The organism is Sorangium sp. So ce693, from assembly GCF_051521375.1.
Classification (GTDB): Bacteria; Myxococcota_A; Polyangia; order Polyangiales; family Polyangiaceae; genus Sorangium; species Sorangium atrum.
The window spans coordinates 1,507,763-1,525,150 of record NZ_CP150347.1 but is presented as its reverse complement, the minus strand read 5'-3'; the positions used below and the strand labels follow the sequence as shown (position 1 = coordinate 1,525,150).

13 protein-coding genes are annotated in these 17,388 nt (G+C 66.5%); 9 read left to right on the top strand and 4 right to left on the bottom strand.

The window, feature by feature from the left end; genetic code table 11:
- The first annotated feature begins 136 nt into the window (after window positions 1-136).
- Both WMF14_RS05680 and WMF14_RS05675 read left to right on the top strand, forming a co-directional pair.
- On the top strand, window positions 137-232 hold the full coding sequence (locus tag WMF14_RS05680) for a choice-of-anchor Q domain-containing protein (protein WP_437799169.1): 96 nt from the start codon (window positions 137-139) through the stop codon (window positions 230-232).
- A gap of 144 nt (window positions 233-376) precedes the next feature.
- Window positions 377-1,945: a DUF3556 domain-containing protein gene (locus tag WMF14_RS05675; RefSeq protein ID WP_437799168.1), complete on the top strand. Its 1,569-nt coding sequence runs from the start codon at window positions 377-379 to the stop codon at window positions 1,943-1,945.
- A gap of 71 nt (window positions 1,946-2,016) precedes the next feature.
- On the opposite strand, the gene WMF14_RS05670 is transcribed toward WMF14_RS05675, so the two are convergent.
- Window positions 2,017-2,613, bottom strand: coding sequence for a TetR/AcrR family transcriptional regulator (locus tag WMF14_RS05670; RefSeq protein ID WP_437804145.1), 597 nt, complete (start codon window positions 2,611-2,613; stop codon window positions 2,017-2,019).
- A 103-nt stretch (window positions 2,614-2,716) separates the two neighbouring features.
- Between WMF14_RS05670 and WMF14_RS05665 the strand changes: the two genes are divergently transcribed.
- From WMF14_RS05665 to WMF14_RS05635, 7 genes are all read left to right on the top strand, one after another.
- Window positions 2,717-3,673: an NADP-dependent oxidoreductase gene (locus WMF14_RS05665; protein ID WP_437799167.1), complete on the top strand. Its 957-nt coding sequence runs from the start codon at window positions 2,717-2,719 to the stop codon at window positions 3,671-3,673.
- A 1,202-nt stretch (window positions 3,674-4,875) separates the two neighbouring features.
- On the top strand, window positions 4,876-5,085 hold the full coding sequence (locus tag WMF14_RS05660) for a hypothetical protein (protein WP_437799166.1): 210 nt from the start codon (window positions 4,876-4,878) through the stop codon (window positions 5,083-5,085).
- A gap of 119 nt (window positions 5,086-5,204) precedes the next feature.
- A complete protein-coding gene (locus WMF14_RS05655; protein ID WP_437799165.1) occupies window positions 5,205-7,583 on the top strand; it encodes a beta-L-arabinofuranosidase domain-containing protein in 2,379 nt (792 codons plus the stop codon).
- A 114-nt stretch (window positions 7,584-7,697) separates the two neighbouring features.
- Entirely contained in the window at window positions 7,698-7,934 is a 237-nt protein-coding gene (locus tag WMF14_RS05650) for a hypothetical protein (protein WP_437799164.1), read from the top strand.
- A gap of 161 nt (window positions 7,935-8,095) precedes the next feature.
- On the top strand, window positions 8,096-8,728 hold the full coding sequence (locus tag WMF14_RS05645) for a glutathione S-transferase family protein (RefSeq protein WP_437799163.1): 633 nt from the start codon (window positions 8,096-8,098) through the stop codon (window positions 8,726-8,728).
- A gap of 124 nt (window positions 8,729-8,852) precedes the next feature.
- On the top strand, window positions 8,853-9,470 hold the full coding sequence (locus WMF14_RS05640) for an LLM class flavin-dependent oxidoreductase (protein WP_437799162.1): 618 nt from the start codon (window positions 8,853-8,855) through the stop codon (window positions 9,468-9,470).
- A 2,131-nt stretch (window positions 9,471-11,601) separates the two neighbouring features.
- Window positions 11,602-12,714 carry an alpha/beta hydrolase family esterase gene (locus WMF14_RS05635; protein WP_437799161.1) on the top strand — a complete coding sequence of 371 codons (1,113 nt, stop codon included), beginning with the start codon at window positions 11,602-11,604 and terminating at the stop codon, window positions 12,712-12,714.
- Between the two features lie 88 nt (window positions 12,715-12,802).
- Here the strand turns inward: WMF14_RS05635 and WMF14_RS05630 are convergent, their stop codons facing one another.
- The 3 genes from WMF14_RS05630 to WMF14_RS05620 all read right to left on the bottom strand — a co-directional run bounded on the left by WMF14_RS05630 (window position 12,803) and on the right by WMF14_RS05620 (window position 17,192).
- Window positions 12,803-15,982, bottom strand: coding sequence for a hypothetical protein (locus WMF14_RS05630; RefSeq protein WP_437799160.1), 3,180 nt, complete (start codon window positions 15,980-15,982; stop codon window positions 12,803-12,805).
- A gap of 256 nt (window positions 15,983-16,238) precedes the next feature.
- Window positions 16,239-16,700 (bottom strand): DUF1036 domain-containing protein, encoded by a 462-nt coding sequence (locus tag WMF14_RS05625; RefSeq protein WP_437799159.1) that lies wholly within the window; start codon window positions 16,698-16,700, stop codon window positions 16,239-16,241.
- Between the two features lie 51 nt (window positions 16,701-16,751).
- A complete protein-coding gene (locus WMF14_RS05620; protein WP_437799158.1) occupies window positions 16,752-17,192 on the bottom strand; it encodes a DUF4189 domain-containing protein in 441 nt (146 codons plus the stop codon).
- Window positions 17,193-17,388 lie beyond the last annotated feature (196 nt).

Here is a 17,388-nt window from a genome sequence, read left to right as displayed (position 1 = left end):
TAGTGATCGACGTGAATCGTGAACAGCCGCACGGAGCCCTGGATCTCCGTGGGACCGGGCACAAGTCGAGCGGTCGGATCCACCACGACAAGCGCGCTGCGCGCAAGCTCGCTGAGCTCGGCTCTTCACCAGCTCTTTGCCGAAGACGGACCTGGATGGAAATCCGCGCGTCTCGGGGGCCGCTCCCGATATGGGCGCTTACGAGATCCGCGGAGGAAGAAGGGGGGGGTGAATGACCTCGCTGGGGTGCGAGGCTCGCCCCGGGGTCGTGCACGCGCCGTAGCGGCACCGCGAACATACGAACACCGAAGGCTCTCGCGCGGCGCGCGCCACGCCTAGGGCGTGTGTGCAAACACGCGCAACCACAGGCGGACAGATGGTCTGCGAGGCGTGGGCGCTGCAGGGCTCCGGCGCGCCGCTCGCCGTCTACGTGCTCCACGCGGTCAAGCTCGCCCTCTATGCCGGCGCCTGGGTCCTGTTCTGCAGCACCTCGCCGAGCCTCGGCGGCCTCTCGACGATCGGCGACTGGTGGCTGCACCCGCTCGCGTTCCAGAAGGCGATCCTGTGGAGCATGCTGTTCGAGGGCCTGGGCTTCGGCTGCGGGTTCGGTCCGCTCAGCGGACGCTACGCCCCGCCCGTCGGCGGCGCCCTCCACTTCCTCCGCCCCGGCACCACGAAGCTCGCGCTGTTCGCGCGCGCGCCGCTCCTCGGCGGCACGCGGCGCACCCCGCTCGACGTCGCGCTCTACCTCGCGCTGCTCGCCCTGCTCGTGCGCGCGCTGCTCGCCCCCGCGCCCGGCGCCTCGCACCTCGTGCCGATCGCCGCGCTCGTGCCGGTCCTCGCCGTCGCCGATCGCACCATCTTCCTCGCGCTGCGCGCCGAACACTACTGGACCACCGTCGTCGTGTTCGCGGCCACCGCCGACTGGATCGGCGGCGCAAAGGCGGTCCAGCTCGCGCTCTGGCTCTGGGCCGGCGTCTCGAAGCTCAACCACCACTTCCCGACCGTCGTGTGCGTGATGACGAGCAATAGCCCGTTCGCCCGCTTCGCATGGCTGCGGCGGCGCATGTACGTCCGCTATCCGGACGACCTGCGCCCGTCGCGGCTCGCGATCGCGATGAGCCACGCCGGCACCGCGCTCGAGCTCGGCGTGCCCATCGTGCTCGCGCGCTCGACCGGCCAGACGACGATCGCCGTCGGCATCGCGATGGCGCTCGCGCTCCACGCCTTCATCACGAGCAATGTGCCGATGGGCGCGCCGATCGAGTGGAACCTGATGGTGGTCTACGGCGTGTTCGCGCTGTTCTGGGCCCACCCCGGCGCGTACCCGTTCGACGTCGGCCCGCCGCTGCTCGGCGCGCTCCTCGCGATCATGCTCGTCGCTGTTCCGCTCCTCGGCAACATCGCGCCAGGGCGGATCTCGTTCCTGCTCGCGATGCGGTACTACGCCGGAAACTGGCCCTATAGCGTGTGGCTGTTCCGCGGCGACAGCTACCGCAAGCTCGACCGGCTCGTGAAGGCCGCGCCGTGGATCTACGACCAGCTCGGCCGGTTCTACGACCACGCCACGTCGGTCGGCCTCGTCGGCAAGGTGCTCGCGTTCCGCCTCATGCACCTCCAGGGCCGCGCGCTGCCGGTCCTGGTGCCGAAGGCGATCGAGGGCCCGCTCCACGAGTACGAGTACCTCGACGGCGAGCTCGTCGGCGGCCTCGCGCTCGGCTGGAACTTCGGCGACGGCCACCTGCACCGCGATGGCTTGCTGCGCGCGATCCAGCACCAGTGCGGCTTCGCCCCAGGCGAGCTGCGCTGCATATTCGTCGAAAGCCAGCCGCTCGGCGGCGCGAAGATGGCGTATCAGATCCACGACGCTGCCTCCGGCCTGCTCGACGCCGGCGAGCTCGACGCGCGCGAGCTGCGTGGGCGCCAGCCGTGGGCGGGCCCGTGACCGACGTGGACGCCGTCGTCGTCGGTCCGCGCAGCTGATTGCGATCCTACGGGCTCGACTAGCTTTCACCCCTATCTGGCCAAGAGGCTGCGACTGATCACTGGAGGCCGCAGTCCATCCATGAGGAGGTCCAACAGGCGACTGGCAAGAGCTCCTCGCTGGGGCTTGGGGGCCACCGTGAAGATGCCAATGAGACTCGCGGCGATGTCTTCGGCGGTGACGTCTCGGCGGAGGTCACCCACCGCGCGGCCGGCGTCGAGCATCGTGGTGATGGCCGCGAGCAGCTCGATTCGGGTCTGGTCGTGGGCGATCTCGCCTGTCTCGATCATCGCCAGCAGCGTGTCGAGCATGCCGTTCTTGGTCGCGATCCAGTCGCCGAACAGGTCCATCCAGCGCCGCATCGCCGCGGCCGGCGGCAGTCGGTCGAGCAGCTCGCGGGCGCCGGTCGTCAGCCGCACGACCTGGCTCCGGTAGACCGCATCGACCAGCGACTCTCTGGTGGGGAAGTGCCGGTAGAGCGTGGCGATGCCGACCCCGGCCTCGCGGGCGATCGCACGCATCGACGGCTCGGTGTCAGCCGACGCGAACACGCGGGTCGCCACCGCGAGCAACTGATCGCGGTTGCGGGCTGCGTCCGCCCGTGGTGCGCGGCTCTCCGCCTCCGTCAAAACGGAGCGCGCTCCGTTTTTTGTGTTGCGGTCATCCATGGAAACGGAGCATAGTCCGTTTCAGTGCGTTCCGTCGTTCCAAGGGGACAGGGGACAGGAGAGCATGCAGAAACTGAGCGATCAGCTGTCGACGAGCGGGAGCCGGGCGGTCCGGCTCGATTCCTTCGGCGGCCCCGAAGTCCTGGAGATCCGTGAGGTTCCAGCTCCGCAGGCCGGACCGGGACAGGTCCGTGTTCGGGTCACCGCGGCCGGGCTGAACCCGATGGACTGGTTCATGACCGCTGATGCGGACACCGCCGTCCGGTTCGGCTTGAGCCTGCCGGCCGGGTTCGGGACCGACTACGCGGGAGTCGTCGACCAGGTCGGTGACGGGGTGACCGGCTTCGCACCTGGCGACCGGGTGTTCGGCGGCGCCCTGTCCCGCGCGGTCGCCGACTTCGTGGTGGTCGACCCGACCGGGGGCATCGCGGCGAACGAGGCCCATCACACCCCCGACGGCGTCGACGACCGCACCGCCGCCACCCTCACGATCGCCGGACGCACGGCGTCCGCCGCCCTGGCCGTTGTCGAACTTGGGCCGGACGACACCGTGTTGATCGGCGGCGCGGCGGGCGGAGTCGGGGTATTCGTCGTCCAGATGGCCCGGATCGCAGGGGCGCGCGTGATCGGGACGGGATCGGCGACATCGGCCGATTTCCTGCGCGCTCTCGGAGCCGAGCCGGTCGCCTACGGCGACGGCCTGGCGGACCGGGTCCGTGCCCTCGCTCCCCGCGGTATCACCGCTGCGATCGACCTTCATGGAACGGAGACGGCGCACGCCGCAAGAGCGCTCGGCGTCCCTGACACGCGCATCACGACCATCGCCGCCCAGGTCGACGGGATCACACCAACCAACGGCGCCAACGCCGCCCCCGGCGCCCTGGAAAAGCTCGCTCGCCTGATTGCGACCGGCCGACTCCGGGTACCCATTGCCGCAAGCTTCCCGGTCGAGCAAATCCGCGCCGCGGTCGAGCTCCAGGCCGGCCGGCACGTGAAGGGCAAGGTCGTCATCGACCTCTAGGAAAACGGCCTGCTCCTCTCACCCGTCGCCTCGGCCGCGCTGCGTCGCCATTGCGCGCTCGCAGCGGCCCCAGGCGCTCGCAGCGGCCCCAGGCGCTCGCAGCGGCCCCAGGCGCGCTCGCAGCGGCCCCAGGCGGCACCGGGGCTGCGCAGAAGCGGATCGTCTTGGCGAAATCATCGCCGGGCCCGATCGCTCTGTTCCAGCATTCGTGGAGCGGCGGGGCGGCGATGCCCCACTGGCCCTCGACGCGCCCGGTCCCCGCGCAATCATCGAAGCCGAGGAACTTGATGCGGGAACTCTCGGTCTCGTCCGCGTTCGCGGTTCTGGGGTACCCGGCCATGTTCGATCGCCCGAGGAGGAAGACGTGAAACACGGGCTCGGCCGGGCCTCCGCCGCTGCTCCTGCCTCAGCATGACGACCTGGTCCTGGACAGCGCCTCGGAGACAAATGTGAACGTTCACAAATCGACCGTCAACTCGAAACGACCGCCCTCGCGCTCCGAGGGCAGACAGGTCTCCTCCCGGAGCGCCGCGTCGAGAAGGACGGGCATCGGGCCGCGGTCACGCAGGCGCCGTAGCGCCGCAACACCGGCGCGCGGCGGCGCGACCTCGAGCTGGCGATGCGGTCGCCACGCGCCGCGCCGCGCGCCAGCCGCCGATGCGCCGATCGGCTTCGAGCTCGTCGATGGGGCCGGCGATGATCGCGGTAAGGCGTCCGCCCCTCTAGCCGCAATACCGGTCAGTCAAGGCGGCCGCTGGCGGCCGGCGCCCGCGCAAGTGCGCGAAATTACTGGGCGCCACCGGTCCGCGAAGCGCTCAACTGACCGGCATTGCCTCTAGCCGCGGCGCTCCGGAGGAGCCCGCCAGCCTCCTGATCCCTCGGGATCGAGGCACTTACAGACCCGTCGTTTGGCATTGACGGTAGCCATGTGATCGTTCACATTCCCGCCGAAGGGTATCCCTGTTGCTGCGACTTGCTCGGGTCGCCATGCGTACCGAGGCATTCGTCGTCTGATCGATTTTTTGCACCAGCTCTGTTCGCTCGGTCGTCGCGGAAGCGATCGCTGAACGATGGGGATTGGCATCGGGCCGAGGGGGCTCCACCAGAGAACACGGCATACCGCGCTTGTTCGGCGGCTGTCGTGACATCTCGAGTGCTGTTCACCGGAGATGATTCTTCAAAGATCCGGCTGTGCTGGCGACGTGGCCGGATCACGACGCCTCGCGGTGTCTGTCTCGTTCTGCGCGATGACGGGGCACCTGATCCATCGGTTTCCTTTGCCCCCGTTCCTGGTGACGCTCGCGGGCACGTTCTTCGCCCGCGGCGCGGCGTTCCTCGTCAGCACGCAGCCCATCGGCATCGATCACATGGTTGATTCACCAACTCCGAAGAGCGGTCTGAGCAGCGCTTGATCGCGATGGTGCGACGGCTGCTGAGTGGACAAAGAGGAGACCTCGTCGCTGTGTGGCGCGGCGCAGTCTCGCTTTGAGCTTCCTGGATACAACGCATCCGAGATCTGAAAGGATCTATCATGAGCAAGAGAATCCTGCAGTGCCGGCGCTCGCTCTCGGGCGTCACCGCGTTGACCGTTTCGCTCCTGTTTGGAGCCCTCGCTCCAGGGGTGGCGTCCGCCGCGGACCCCGTCGAGAAGCTGCAGGAGTTCGAGCTGGACGAGGTGAGCGTGACCGACGCGTACTACCAGAACATCTCTTCGAAAGAGATCGCGTACATCATGAGCCTCGACCCCAACCGACTTCTGGCGGGCTTCAAGGCGGTGTCGCAAGGAAAGGACCCTGGGAATTCGCCCGGCCTCACTCTCTACGGCGGGTGGGAGGGTGGCTGGAGCCTTCTGCGCGGGCACACGATAGGCCACTACATGTCCGCCATGGCGCAAGCGTACAAACAGCTGAACGGCTCCGACGCGGAGCGAAGCGCCGCCATCGCGCAGAAGATCGACCACACGATCAGCCAGTTGAAATCATTTCAAGACGCGAGTCCCAAAGGATACCTGTTCGCGTCGCCGGAGACGCACTTCGACGTCGTCGAGGGGAAGGCCAGCGGCTCCAGCTGGGCGCCATGGTACACGATGCACAAGATCATCGCGGGCCTCATCGACGTCTACAAGTTCGAAGGAAATGCGACAGCCCTCGAAATCGCGAGCAAGCTGGGGGACTGGACGTACAATCGCAGCTCAACCTGGAACGCGGACCTTCGAAAGAAGGTCCTGGGCGTCGAGTACGGCGGCATGAACGACTGCCTGTACGATCTGTACAGGCTGACGAACAAAGCCAATCACCTGGCGGCAGCCCACATCTTCGACGAGGACTCGCTCTTCACTCCGATTTCTCAAGGCAACAACATCCTGCCAGGCAAGCACGCCAATACGCAGATCCCCAAGTTCATCGGTGCCCTGAACCGCTATCGGACGCTGGGCGAAGCGGAGAACTTCTACTACTCCGCGGCAGAAAAGTTCTGGACCATCGTGCTGAGGGATCACACCTATGTCACCGGTGGGAATAGCCAGCTCGAGCACTTTCACGAGCCCGGGAAGCTGGACGCGCAACGGGACAATGTCAACAACGAGACGTGCAACGCGTACAACATGCTGAAGCTCTCGAGAGGGCTCTTCAAAGCCACGGGGGACGTCAAGTACGCCGACTACTACGAGCAGACCCATCTCAACGAAATCATGTCTGCCGTCAATCCGACGAACGGAATGACGACCTACTTCAAGCCGATGGGAACAGGGTACTTCAAGGTGTTCGGCAAACCGGAGGACACTTTCTGGTGCTGCAACGGAACCGGCATGGAGAACTACACCAAGCTCAATGACAGCTTGTACTTCCATGACGACACGGATCTGTACGTCAACATGTTCCTCAGCTCGACGTTGTCCTGGTCCGCGCGGGGTCTGTCGTTGAAACAGACCTCGAATTTCCCGCTCTCCGACAAGGCGGTTTTCGAGATTACCGCTGCCCCGGCCGATGCGGTCACGATCAACTTCAGAAAGCCCTCCTGGGTTGCTCGGTGCCAGCCCGTGACGATCACGGTCAACGGTCAGGCATGCGACGCGACGGAGGCGAACGGCTACCTCACGGTAGGTCGCACCTGGAAGCCCGGAGACAAGGTGGAGCTCACGCTGCCAATGGAGGTGAAGGTGTCGAGGCTCCCCGACAACCCCAACGCGGTGGCGTTCGTCTACGGACCGGTCGTCTTGAGCGCCGGCCTCGGGACGGAGAGGATGCTGTCGGAGCCCCAGTGGGCATCCGAGAAGGCTACCATTCCGGCTGGTGTCGTCATCAAAGACACCATCGGCATCAACAACGGCATCACGATCAACGAGTGGATCGCCGACATCGCGAACAACTTGGTTCAAACCCCGGGCAAGGCGGAATTCACGCTGCGGAACACAGATTCCAATAGCACGTTGACGTTCACTCCGCACTATCAGCGGTACGCAGACAGGTACGGCATCTACTTCCGTCTCACGGGGACGGCGGGCCAAAACATCCCGGACACCGGCGAATGCTCGCCCCCTCCTGGAGCTGGCACGCTGTGCGATAGCGTCTCGTCTTCGGATAGCGTCGGATCGGCTGGCAGCGGTTCGACCGCCAGCAGCTCGACCGGCAGCGGCTCGACCGGCAGCGGCTCGACCGGCAGCGGCTCGACCGGCAGCGGTGCGACTGGCAACGGTGCGACGGGCGGCGCGTCCGAGGGCAGCTCCGGTGGATCGGGGGGCGCGGATGGTGGCACCACGGACCAGGGCAGTTCGGGTTGTTCCTGCAGTGTCGGTCGTGATTCGTCGGAACGCTGGGACTTCGCCGCGCTGCTCGGCCTTGGCCTGGTCGCGTGGCGCCGGGGGAGACGTCGTGAGGCGCCGCAGGGGTCGCGGAGCTCTGATGCGCGATAAGCCTCCACATCTGCTCCGGCAGCGAGTCGACGCGAGCGGCGGGCTCGACGTTCGGCCCAAGCTTGCTCACCCCTCCGGTGCCACCGGCAGCCCGAGCAGCCGGCCGATCGCTTCGTGAACGACCCGGGCAGCCACCTCATCCCCGAGGCGACGGCGTGGCTCAGGGTGCTGGCGAGCCAGGCGATCACGGCCGCCCGAAGCGACGGCTCGGTCACGGCGAGCTCCCCAAGCCCAGAGCTCGCGCAGGCCCGCGTGCCCGGCCCGCTGGACGAGCTTTGGAGGCGCCGACGCGGCGCCTCCGCGCTCTCGTTCGTGTGGCCGCGGCTCGAGCCGGTGATCATCGCCGGGTAGCGGTCGAGGTCGCCACGCGCCGAGGCGTGAGCCATGAACGCGGCGGGCAGAGGATTTCAAATCTGCCGCACCTGGCGCCGCGCCCAACGGGGTGGGCTTCTGGTAGCCTCCGCCGCGCCGCCGACCGACCGGCGGAAACGAACGGAGAAAGAGACACCACCATGGCCATCGTTCTTTACCACCACCCGTTTTCGCGCGCCGCCAACACTGTGTGGATGCTCGAGGAAGTCGGCGTCGAGTACGAGCTCAAGTTCGTCGACATCATGGCCGGCGACCAGAAGAAGGAGGACGTCACGAAGCTCAATCCGATGGGCAAGCTGCCCTTGCTCGTCGACGGCGGCACCGTCGTCACCGAATCCGCGGCGATCGGCCTCTATCTCGCGGATCGTTATGCCCCGGGCCGCCTCGCGCCGAAGCTCGACGACGCGGCGCGCGGCACCTATTTTCGCTGGTCGCTCTTCGCCCCCTCGGTCATCGAGCCCGGCTCGATGGCCAAGGCCGGCAACTGGGAGTTCCGCGCCGGCTCCGCCGGTTGGGGCAACTACGACGACATGCTCGCGACGATGGAATCGGCCATCGCTGGCCGTGACTTCGTCCTCGGCAAGGAGTTCTCGATGGCCGACGTCATCTTCGGCGGCACCATCGCGTACATGCTCGACTTCAAGATGCTCGAGCCGCGCCCGAGCTTCACCGGATACGCCGAGCGGGTCAAAGCCCGCCCGGCGTACGCGAAGAGCGAGGCGCGCAACAAAGCCGTGATGGACGAGCGCGGCCTCAAGATGCCTGGGGCTTAGAGCGCGCTAGAGGATTGAAGCGGAGCCCCTCGGCGAGCGCCGTAGGAGCGCCGCGTCCTCTCCTGCGCTGTGCGCTACGGCGACGTGGTAAGAGAGCCTATGCGCTGCGCGCATTACCCACTTCGTGATCGATCGCGGTATCGGCATCGTAGAGCTGGCGCGCGCCGTGGAGGCGCGCGGCTTCGACTCGCGCTACCTCCCCGAGCACACCCACATCCCGGCGAGCCGACGCACGCCTCACCCCGCCGGTGGCGAGCTCCCCGACGACTACAGGCGCACGCTCGATCCCTTCGTCGCGCTCTCGGCGGCGGCCGCCGTGACCTCGCGCATCCGCCTCGGCACCGGCATCTGCCTCGTCGCCCGGCGCGACCCGATCGTCACGGCGAAGGAGGTCGCCACGCTCGATCTCGTCTCGGGCGGTCGCTTCGGCTTCGGCATCGGCGTCGGCTGGAACGAGGACGAGGCGATTAACCACGGCGTCGACTTCCGCCGCCGCCGAGCGCTGTGGAGCGACGAGGTCGCCTCCTTCGAGGGCGAGCTCGTCCACCTCCCGACGCGGCGCTCGAGCTTCCTCCTTCGTTGCGAAGGGGGGAGAGGGAACCGGCGCTGCGCCGACGATCACGCTGGCGTTGATCGGGCGCTTGCGCTACGGACGGTCATGTTTCCGGCGAGCCCCTGGCCTTGCACAGGTCTGGAGAGTGATGCAGACGCAAAGCGTCGATTTGAGCCTTGCGCTATATGAAGGTGATATATGCGTTTTCGGCGACATGGAACAGATGTTACGGCTGTGACGATTCACATATCGAGCACCGAAGGGAACTCTTCGGCCAGCCTCGGGATCGCCGATGTTCCACGCCCGGATGGTGTTCCCAGAATAACGAGCAGTGATCCTGATGTAATTAGCGTCGACGGCACACCTCGCATACGCGCCGTTGGCAATTTTTCGTTTTACCTCAAAGCCCTTGCTACAACATCAGGTAGCGGCCCTGTAACGGTGACTGTGGAGACACGGTCCGGAATCCAGGCGACACTGAGGGTTGTGGTCGACGCTGCGATAGAATTGCCGGATCCTGCCACTGAAGCTGGAGCTGTCGCCAGACTGTTGATGTCGGAGGCCCGCGGTCCTTCCCACGCAGACTACCTGGCAGCAGACACATTGGACAGTATGGGGTGGATGCAACGGGTTCTGGAGAATCGATTGGCGAGCGATCCTTCTCAGTTCGGGGCGCCCGGGGCGAGAAATTTGATCGACATCATTCGCGCCGCCAATCAGTTTGATGGGTTCTCCGATTATCCGAACCACGATCAGGGGGTTCGTCGTCGGCTGCAGCAGATGGTCAATATCGCGAACAACGACAACGATCGAATGCAGTCGGATTTTCGAAATTTTATACAGAATGCGATTGATGTGGCTCGGTTGCGGGTCGCCATCCGGGACCCAAGTTCAACAGGCTTGTTCGGGTGGAGAGCCGCAGGGACTGGAAGCCCAGGGCCCAGATTCGCGAGATTTCGTACGTTGGCTGGGAACACGTTCTTTACGTTGCGGCCATGATTGAAGCCTTATGAACTGAGATTCTTGCCTGCATGCATGGGCGCACTCCGGCGGTGGCCAGTAGCGAGCCGCGCCAGGAAGCAGGGGCATGGTGCAGTTGCATGTAGCGCTGTCGAGGCATCGATGTGCCGTCTCGCATCGGATGGTGGGGCAACGGCGGCGCCGGCAACCGTGGCAGCGGCGGCGGCAACGACGTCGGCGGCCCGCGCGCGCCCCCCGCGAGCGTGTACGTGGCGCCCGACGACCACGGCGACGCGTGCTCGTGCTCCGCGAGCGGTCGGCGCCGACGTGGTCGGCCGCGAGACCGTTGAGCACCACCACCCGATCGTGCGCCTCGTCGTAGGCCCCGCCCTGCATGAACAGGCAGCTGTTGGCGTCGGCCACGTGGCTCCAATCGCGGCGGGTCAAGGGCCAAGGTGAGCGAAGCGACGTCGTCTCGTCGGGTTTGCGGCCGCGTGGAGCAGCCGATGACCGCGAGGACGGCGAACGCAGCAGAAGCACGCAGTCACGCAGGAAATATTCAGTGCCGATGCAACCCTGAGCGGAACCGATACCGGGAGATTCGAGCGTCTCTCACCCTGTAAGACTGGAGCTTTCCTGCAAGGTCGCCGCACCATCGGGCGCCTCGGAGCGCAAGGGCGGGCTGATCCGTGGTAGGGCGAGCCCCGGGAGGCGCGTCGCGAGACGCTATACGGCGTCACCGAGCGCCTTGCGGCGCACAACAATGCTTTTCCAGTACGGTGGTCGCCGCGTGGACGCTGGGGGAGCGTGCTGGAGCATCGGTCGGCTCGCCGAGCGCGCAGAGGAAGCGGACGATGTTCCGGGGCTCAGTGACCATGGCGGCACGGTTTCCGCATCGGCCGCGGCAACATGACACGCTGGCAGTACGATTGTGGTCGGGCAGTCCGGCGCCCACCCCTCTTAACGCGGCGCTCCGAAGGAGCCCTGCCAGCCATGTCCTGCCTCGGGCCCGAAGATCCCCGAGGGCCGGTCGATTGGAATTGACACCGGCAATGTGAGCGTTCACATTCCAGTCGAGGGTCATCCTTTTGTTTCGGTCTGCTCGGGTCCTCCTGAGTACCGAGCTCTTCGTCAATCTGATCCATTTGATCGATTTTTACACCGATCCTGTTCGCTGGGTCGTCGCGGAAGCGATTGCTGATCGATGGTGCTCGACGTTTTGCCAAGAGCGATCCAATCCAGGGAGGCGGATCCCGTAAGGAACGCTCTGTCACCTGAGGTGAGCGTGGCGAGTCGCCCTTGATACGCTCGAAACGTTTTGTTTCCTTTTCACCTGATTCCGGCACGTAGGAGACCTGTGATGCAAGTTCAAACGTTCAGCCGACTCGCCTTTTGTGTCACCCTTGCGAGTTGGGTCGCGATTTCGTGCGCCTCCGCCGAGTCCGACTCGAACAACGACGGAGGGGGCGGAGCGACGGCGACCGGTTCCGTCAGTAGCACGAGCGGTAGCAGCGTTGCGACCTCTAGCGGCAGCACGAGCAGCAGCACGAGCGGCAGCGGCGTTGCGACCTCCAGCAGCACCACCGCGGCCGGGACTGGCGGTGACAACAGCGGCGGGAGTGGCGGGGCTGAGCCGACCGGCAGCGGCGGTACCGGCACGGGCGGCTGGCCCGAAGGAGCCATTCCCCTGGGGAACGCGCCTGTGAAAAGCGCGGGGTGCGGCAAGGCAACCACGCTGACGAGCAAGGAGTATACGATCTCGAGTTCGGGCCAAAATCGCGTGTACTACGTCGATATGCCCCGCAACTACGACATGAACAAGCCCTACCGGCTGTTCTACACCTCGCATTGGATCGGCAGCCGCTACCAAGACGTCAAGGGGCAAGACTTCTACTTTCTCAAACCGCAGCTGGAGGCCGACGGAGAGCAAGCCATCTTCGTGGCCCCCTCCTCGGACGGTGCAACGTGGCAGGAGAAGGACCACGCGCTGTTCGACGACATCATGGCGCTCATGAATGAAAGTGTCTGCTACGACACGACCCGCGTGTTCGCGACCGGCTTCAGCTTCGGAGGGATGATCACCTATTCGCTGTCGACGAACCATCAAGCGGAGATCCGTGCGGCCGTGGGCATCGCCCCGGCCAACTACAACATCTGGTTGCCTGAAAAGACACATAAGCCCATTGCTTGGATGCACACGACGGGCATGAGCGACGGGACTTGCCCCTGGGTGAACAACGAAGGTCAAAAGAAAGGGTCCAAGTTCATCGCCCTCGAAAAAGCCGAAGACAACGGCTGCACGATCCCGAACAACATCCCGACTTCAAACGGCGCGTACAGCTGCTTCGATTTCCAGGATTGCGATCCGGAACATCCGACGCGGGTGTGCACCTTCGGCGGCGGGCACACGAACATCGACGGCAATCCGAACTGGATTCCCATCGAGTCGTGGAAGTTCTTCAAGCAGTTCTGACCGACGTCCTCGGCGCGGACGGGACCCTCGCCCGCGCGTAGCGCCGCGCTCGCGGCGCCTCGACATGGCGCCCTTCCCCCCATGGCTTTCAGGGATTGAACGTCGCGACGAAGATGTCGGAGCCGCCGGCGTGGTGGATGGGGCCGGTCCCGAAGTCGACCGCCGCGCTCGCAGCCCCTGTGAGGGCGATCACGCCGCTCGGCGAGATCGTGATGCCATGTGCGCTGGCGCCGAAGCCGAGGGTCCAGAGCTCGGCGCCGCTCGGGTCGAGCTTGGCGAGCCCGTCTCCGGCGACGACGATGTTACCAGCGGAGTCGAGCGCGAGCGCGTCGCCGAAGGGGATCGAGTCGCTGAACACGTGGGCACCCGCGGCGTCCAGCTTGAGGAGCACGGGGCCGGCGGGAAGCACGCCGCCGCCGAGATCGACGGTCCCGTCCGTGGTGCCGGCCACGAAGACCTCGTCAGCCGCATTGACGGCCACCGACCAGTCCGCCTTCCACGCGCCGCCAGGGGGGATCGACGGATCCGGCGCGAACGGGCGGCTCCAGAGCACGGCGCCGGTCGGGTCGAACTTGCTGACCGTGAGATACCCTGCGTCGGCCTGCGGTGCGGTCACGGTCAGCGCGTTGCCCGCGCTGTCGATCGCGAGATCAGCGTGGTATTCCAGGGAAGTGAAATAGTGCTCCTCGCCGGGAGGGGGCGTGATCCTGTGTTTCCAGAGGACATCGCCGCCAGGGCTGAGCTTCGACAGGTAGGCACCGTTCGCCCAAAGGTCGACGTAGACCAGGTAGGTGTTGCCGAGCGCATCGACGGCGATACGCTCGGGAACGCTGTAGCTTTCGATCGCGTCCGACGTGTAGATGGGCGCTTGACTCCAGATGCCCTTGCCATCGCGGTCGAGCTTGACCACGAAGCCTACGGTATTGTAGTCCAGATCGAGGGGGGAGAGGCACTGGTTCAACACCCTGGCGACGCCACCCGAGTATGTGCCGGCGAGCAGGAGGTCGCCGTTGCCATCGACGGCCATGACGAGCGGGTGGCCGCTGGGCAGGCGTTCGCTCCAGAGCGGCGCGCCCGATGGATCGAGCTTGAGCAGGAAGTGGCTTCCGGGCGGGGAGGTCAGAGGGCCCGCGCCGAAGTCGACGGTTCCTGTGAAGGTGCCGGCGACATAGTAGTTGCCTGCGGCATCGCTCGCGATGTTCAGGCCCTGGTCGGCGCCGGTGCTGCCGAACCCGCGCGCCCACGACAGCATGGGGCAATGGGGGTCGCCGTCGCAGTTCTCGTCCTCCGGCGTGGAGCAGAACTCGTCGGCAGGCGTCACCTCGCCCACGCAGGCGCCGAAGCCAAGGCCGTTGGGCCGGCAGGTCTGCGTCCCCGCAGCGCAAGGTCCGACGCCCCTGGTCCCGGCAGGGCCGGAGTAGCACGCGATGACCGAGCCCGGCACGCACGTCTCGGACGGGTCTCCGCCGCCGCCGGCGCCCTCGCTGCCGCCGCTGCCTCCTCCCTCACCGCTGTCGCCGCTCGCCGGCGGATTGAACGTGGCAGCATAGATATCCCAGCCTTCTGTATACTCGATCGGGCCGGTCCCGAAGTCCGCAGGGCCACTCGCAACGCCGGTGACGGCGACCGCGCCGTTCGGGGAGATGGCTATGTCCGCTACTGAGGCCGCGAAGTCGCGCGTCCAGAGCTCGGTGCCGCTCGGGTCGAGCATCGTGAGCCCACGCCCGCCGAGGAAGATGTTGTCCGCGGGGTCGATCGCGATGTCGCCGATGTGGCGGACGGGCTGGGTGAACACCTCCTCGCCGTCCTGATCCAGCTTGATGAGAACCCCCTCGGCCAACACGAGGATCTCTCCCGCCGAGTTGACCGCCACCTTGCCACGGAAGGCGTAGTCGTCCAATCTCCGGGACCAGAGCAAATCTCCATCCGGAGAGAGCTTTGAGACGTACGTGTAGAGGACAAGGTAGTCGCCATCGACACCTGCTTTATTCACTGTCACCACGTTGCCGGCGCTGTCGAGCGCGAGGTTCATGTGGAAGCTCGGGCTGCCCGGAGTGCTACGCCTCCAGAGGACATTGCCCATCGCGTCCAGCTTCACCACCGCTGTCGCGTCCTCCAACCCGATGGCGAGGTACGCGTCGCCGAGAGCATCGATGGCCACCTTCGTCGCCCAGGTAGGATGCGAAGGCCAGAAGCTGAATCCATCGCTCCAGATGTGATTGCCGTCGGGGTCGAGCTTGGCCACGAATTGCGCGGAACGATCGGGCGGAGCCGGCAGGGCGCACCCGCCGAAGCCGAGGTCCATGCCAATGCCAGTGAAGTCGTCCTCGTAGTTGCCGGCGATCAGGACGTTGCCGTTTCCGTCGATGGCCAGGGCATCTCCTGTCTCGCGCAAGGGGGTGCCGAAGCGCTTGCTCCAGAGCGGCGCGCCCGAGGGGTCGAGCTTGAGGAGGAAGATGTCGCTGCCACCGGCGCTGGTCAGAGGGCCGGCGCCGAAGTCGACCGTTCCTTTGAAGGCGCCGAGGATGTAGTAATTCCCCATGGCGTCGACGTCGATTGTCGATGTGGGAGTGGTGGGCTCGATGCCGAACCCGCGCGCCCAGGCGGCCGGTTGCGGGCAACGGGGGTCGCCGTCGCAGCTCTCGTCCTGCGGCGTGGCGCAGACCTCCGCAGCAGGGGTGATCTCACCCGTGCAGGGCCCGTAGCCGAAGCCGTCAGGACGACAGGTCTGCGTCCCGGCCGTACAGCGCCCGACGCCGTTGGTCCCCTCGGGGCCGGAGTAGCACGCGACGATGGATCCCGGCACGCATGTTGCCGGCGAGCCGCTGCTCCCGGTCGAGGTGCTCTCGTCGCCGCCGCCGTGGCCTGCGGAGCCGCCGCTGCCCGTGGCAGCGGAGCCGCCGCCGCCGTGGCCTGCGGAGCCGCCGCTGCCCGTGGCAGCGGAGCCGCCGCCGCCGTGGCCTGCGGAGCCGCCGCTGCCCGTGGCAGCGGAGCCGCCGCCGTGGCCTGCGGAGCCGCCGCCGTGGCCTGCGGAGCCGCCGCTGCCCGTGGCAGCGGAGCCGCCGCCGCCGTGGCTTGCGGAGCCGCCGCCGTCTCCTGTGCTTGCGGAGCTGTACCCGCCGGCGCCCGCGGCGCCGCCGCTGCTGCTGCTGCCGGGCGCGCTCGGACCGCATTCATTCGTGGGGCCGAAGGCGGCGAGGAGCAGGGCGGCGGAGGCACGCCGGTGAAGCCCGGAAGTCGAACCGATGGACTCGAACGGTCTTGCCATGCCGCCTCTGATGCTCGAGGCAGACGCCGCATTCATGCCGCGAGCGAGCGACGACGCGCGTCCGGGGGGCCGAGGGATAAGGAGACGCAGCCACAGCGCCGTCTCCCGCGCGTGATTCGTGGCCACGCCACGCCTCGAACGACGCGATCATTGTTCTAGAAATGGTCGAGGACCCGATCACGAAGCAACCCCAAGTTGCTCTTTGTCCGCGCCCCGCGCCCGACCGAGCCGGCTCGTCCGGCGGACACCGATTCGGTCAATCGAAGTTCACGATGTAGTTCTCCCAGTTCTCACCGACCGAGAACAACTTGAAGGTCACCTGCCGTCTCGGGGGCTCTTTGCACTCCGGCCACCTTTCGTAATCGACGATCACGAACCGGCCTGCCTGCACGCACAGGCCGCGCATGTTGACCTGGAAGTCCCCGCCGGTGGCAGGCCAGTGCTTCGTCCCATCCGCGCGCTCGGCGAAGTAGCCGTAGTCCGTGGAAGCGTAGAGCTGTTCGCTGGATACGACCTTGCACTGCCCGGGCGCGATGGACCACCACCCGCGCGTCACCCACGGATTGGGGGCCGAGCTCAGGTTGATCCGCATGGCGAACGCCGCATTGACGGGCCGGTCGGAGCGGTTGCAGAACTTGATGTTGGCGAACGTCGGCGACGCGTACGCCGTCGAGAGGCCGATGAGCGCCGCAGTGATGAAGAGCCTTTTCATGATCATCGAGTCCTTCCTCGTGGGTCGATGTCCCGAATGGGCACGAAGCCGCCCCGTTCAGGGGTGGAAGGCCACGGCGCAGAGCTCGGCGACTACACGGCATTCCGCGGCGTGCCCGGCGGCGTAGCGGCGGCACTGCTCCCGCGCGCGGCTTCGACCAACCCCGAGCGCCGCGGAGACACCGGCGCCGCCGGGCTCGCTCTGGCTCTTCCACCATGCGCCCCAGGTGCCATGGTCGTCGATGGCCAGCGCGCCGCAGGCGTTCTGAAAGGCCGCTGCGATGAAGCAGTCCTTCGCGGGCGACCCGCGGTTGCAATCGGCGAGGGCCAGCCGGCCGGCCTCATCGCTCGACGTCCAGGACTGGGCGGTGGCGGCGCGGTTGCTGGTCGTGGAGTAGGCGATGGCGCCGAAAGAGTCGTTTGCCGCGGTCGCGGGCCAGACAGCGAGGATCACCGCGGTGGTGCAGAGAAAGTGAACACTGGGTTGAATGACGCGCACGATGGATCGGTCTCAGGCACCGTACATGCCAGCGTGGCGCAGACAATACTACACAGCCCGGTGAACTCGTTGGATCTGCTGGTCTTTGTAGGCGGATCGGTGGATCCGTACTTTTGTGGTTTGTGTCGATTGCTGGTCGTTGGCGGGGAACTCTTGACAGAAGCTCCGGTCGATGGGCGGTCGGGGGCGCCCAAAG

Excerpts from the sequence above, each read along its gene's own strand:
- WMF14_RS05675 (WP_437799168.1), top strand. The coding sequence starts at position 377 with ATGGTCTGCGAGGCGTGGGCGCTGCAGGGCTCCGGCGCGCCGCTCGCC.
- WMF14_RS05665 (WP_437799167.1), top strand. The coding sequence starts at position 2,717 with ATGCAGAAACTGAGCGATCAGCTGTCGACGAGCGGGAGCCGGGCGGTC.
- WMF14_RS05655 (WP_437799165.1), top strand. The coding sequence starts at position 5,205 with ATGAGCAAGAGAATCCTGCAGTGCCGGCGCTCGCTCTCGGGCGTCACC.
- WMF14_RS05645 (WP_437799163.1), top strand. The coding sequence starts at position 8,096 with ATGGCCATCGTTCTTTACCACCACCCGTTTTCGCGCGCCGCCAACACT.
- WMF14_RS05635 (WP_437799161.1), top strand. The coding sequence starts at position 11,602 with ATGCAAGTTCAAACGTTCAGCCGACTCGCCTTTTGTGTCACCCTTGCG.
- WMF14_RS05630 (WP_437799160.1), bottom strand. The coding sequence starts at position 15,982 with ATGGCAAGACCGTTCGAGTCCATCGGTTCGACTTCCGGGCTTCACCGG.
- WMF14_RS05625 (WP_437799159.1), bottom strand. The coding sequence starts at position 16,700 with ATGATCATGAAAAGGCTCTTCATCACTGCGGCGCTCATCGGCCTCTCG.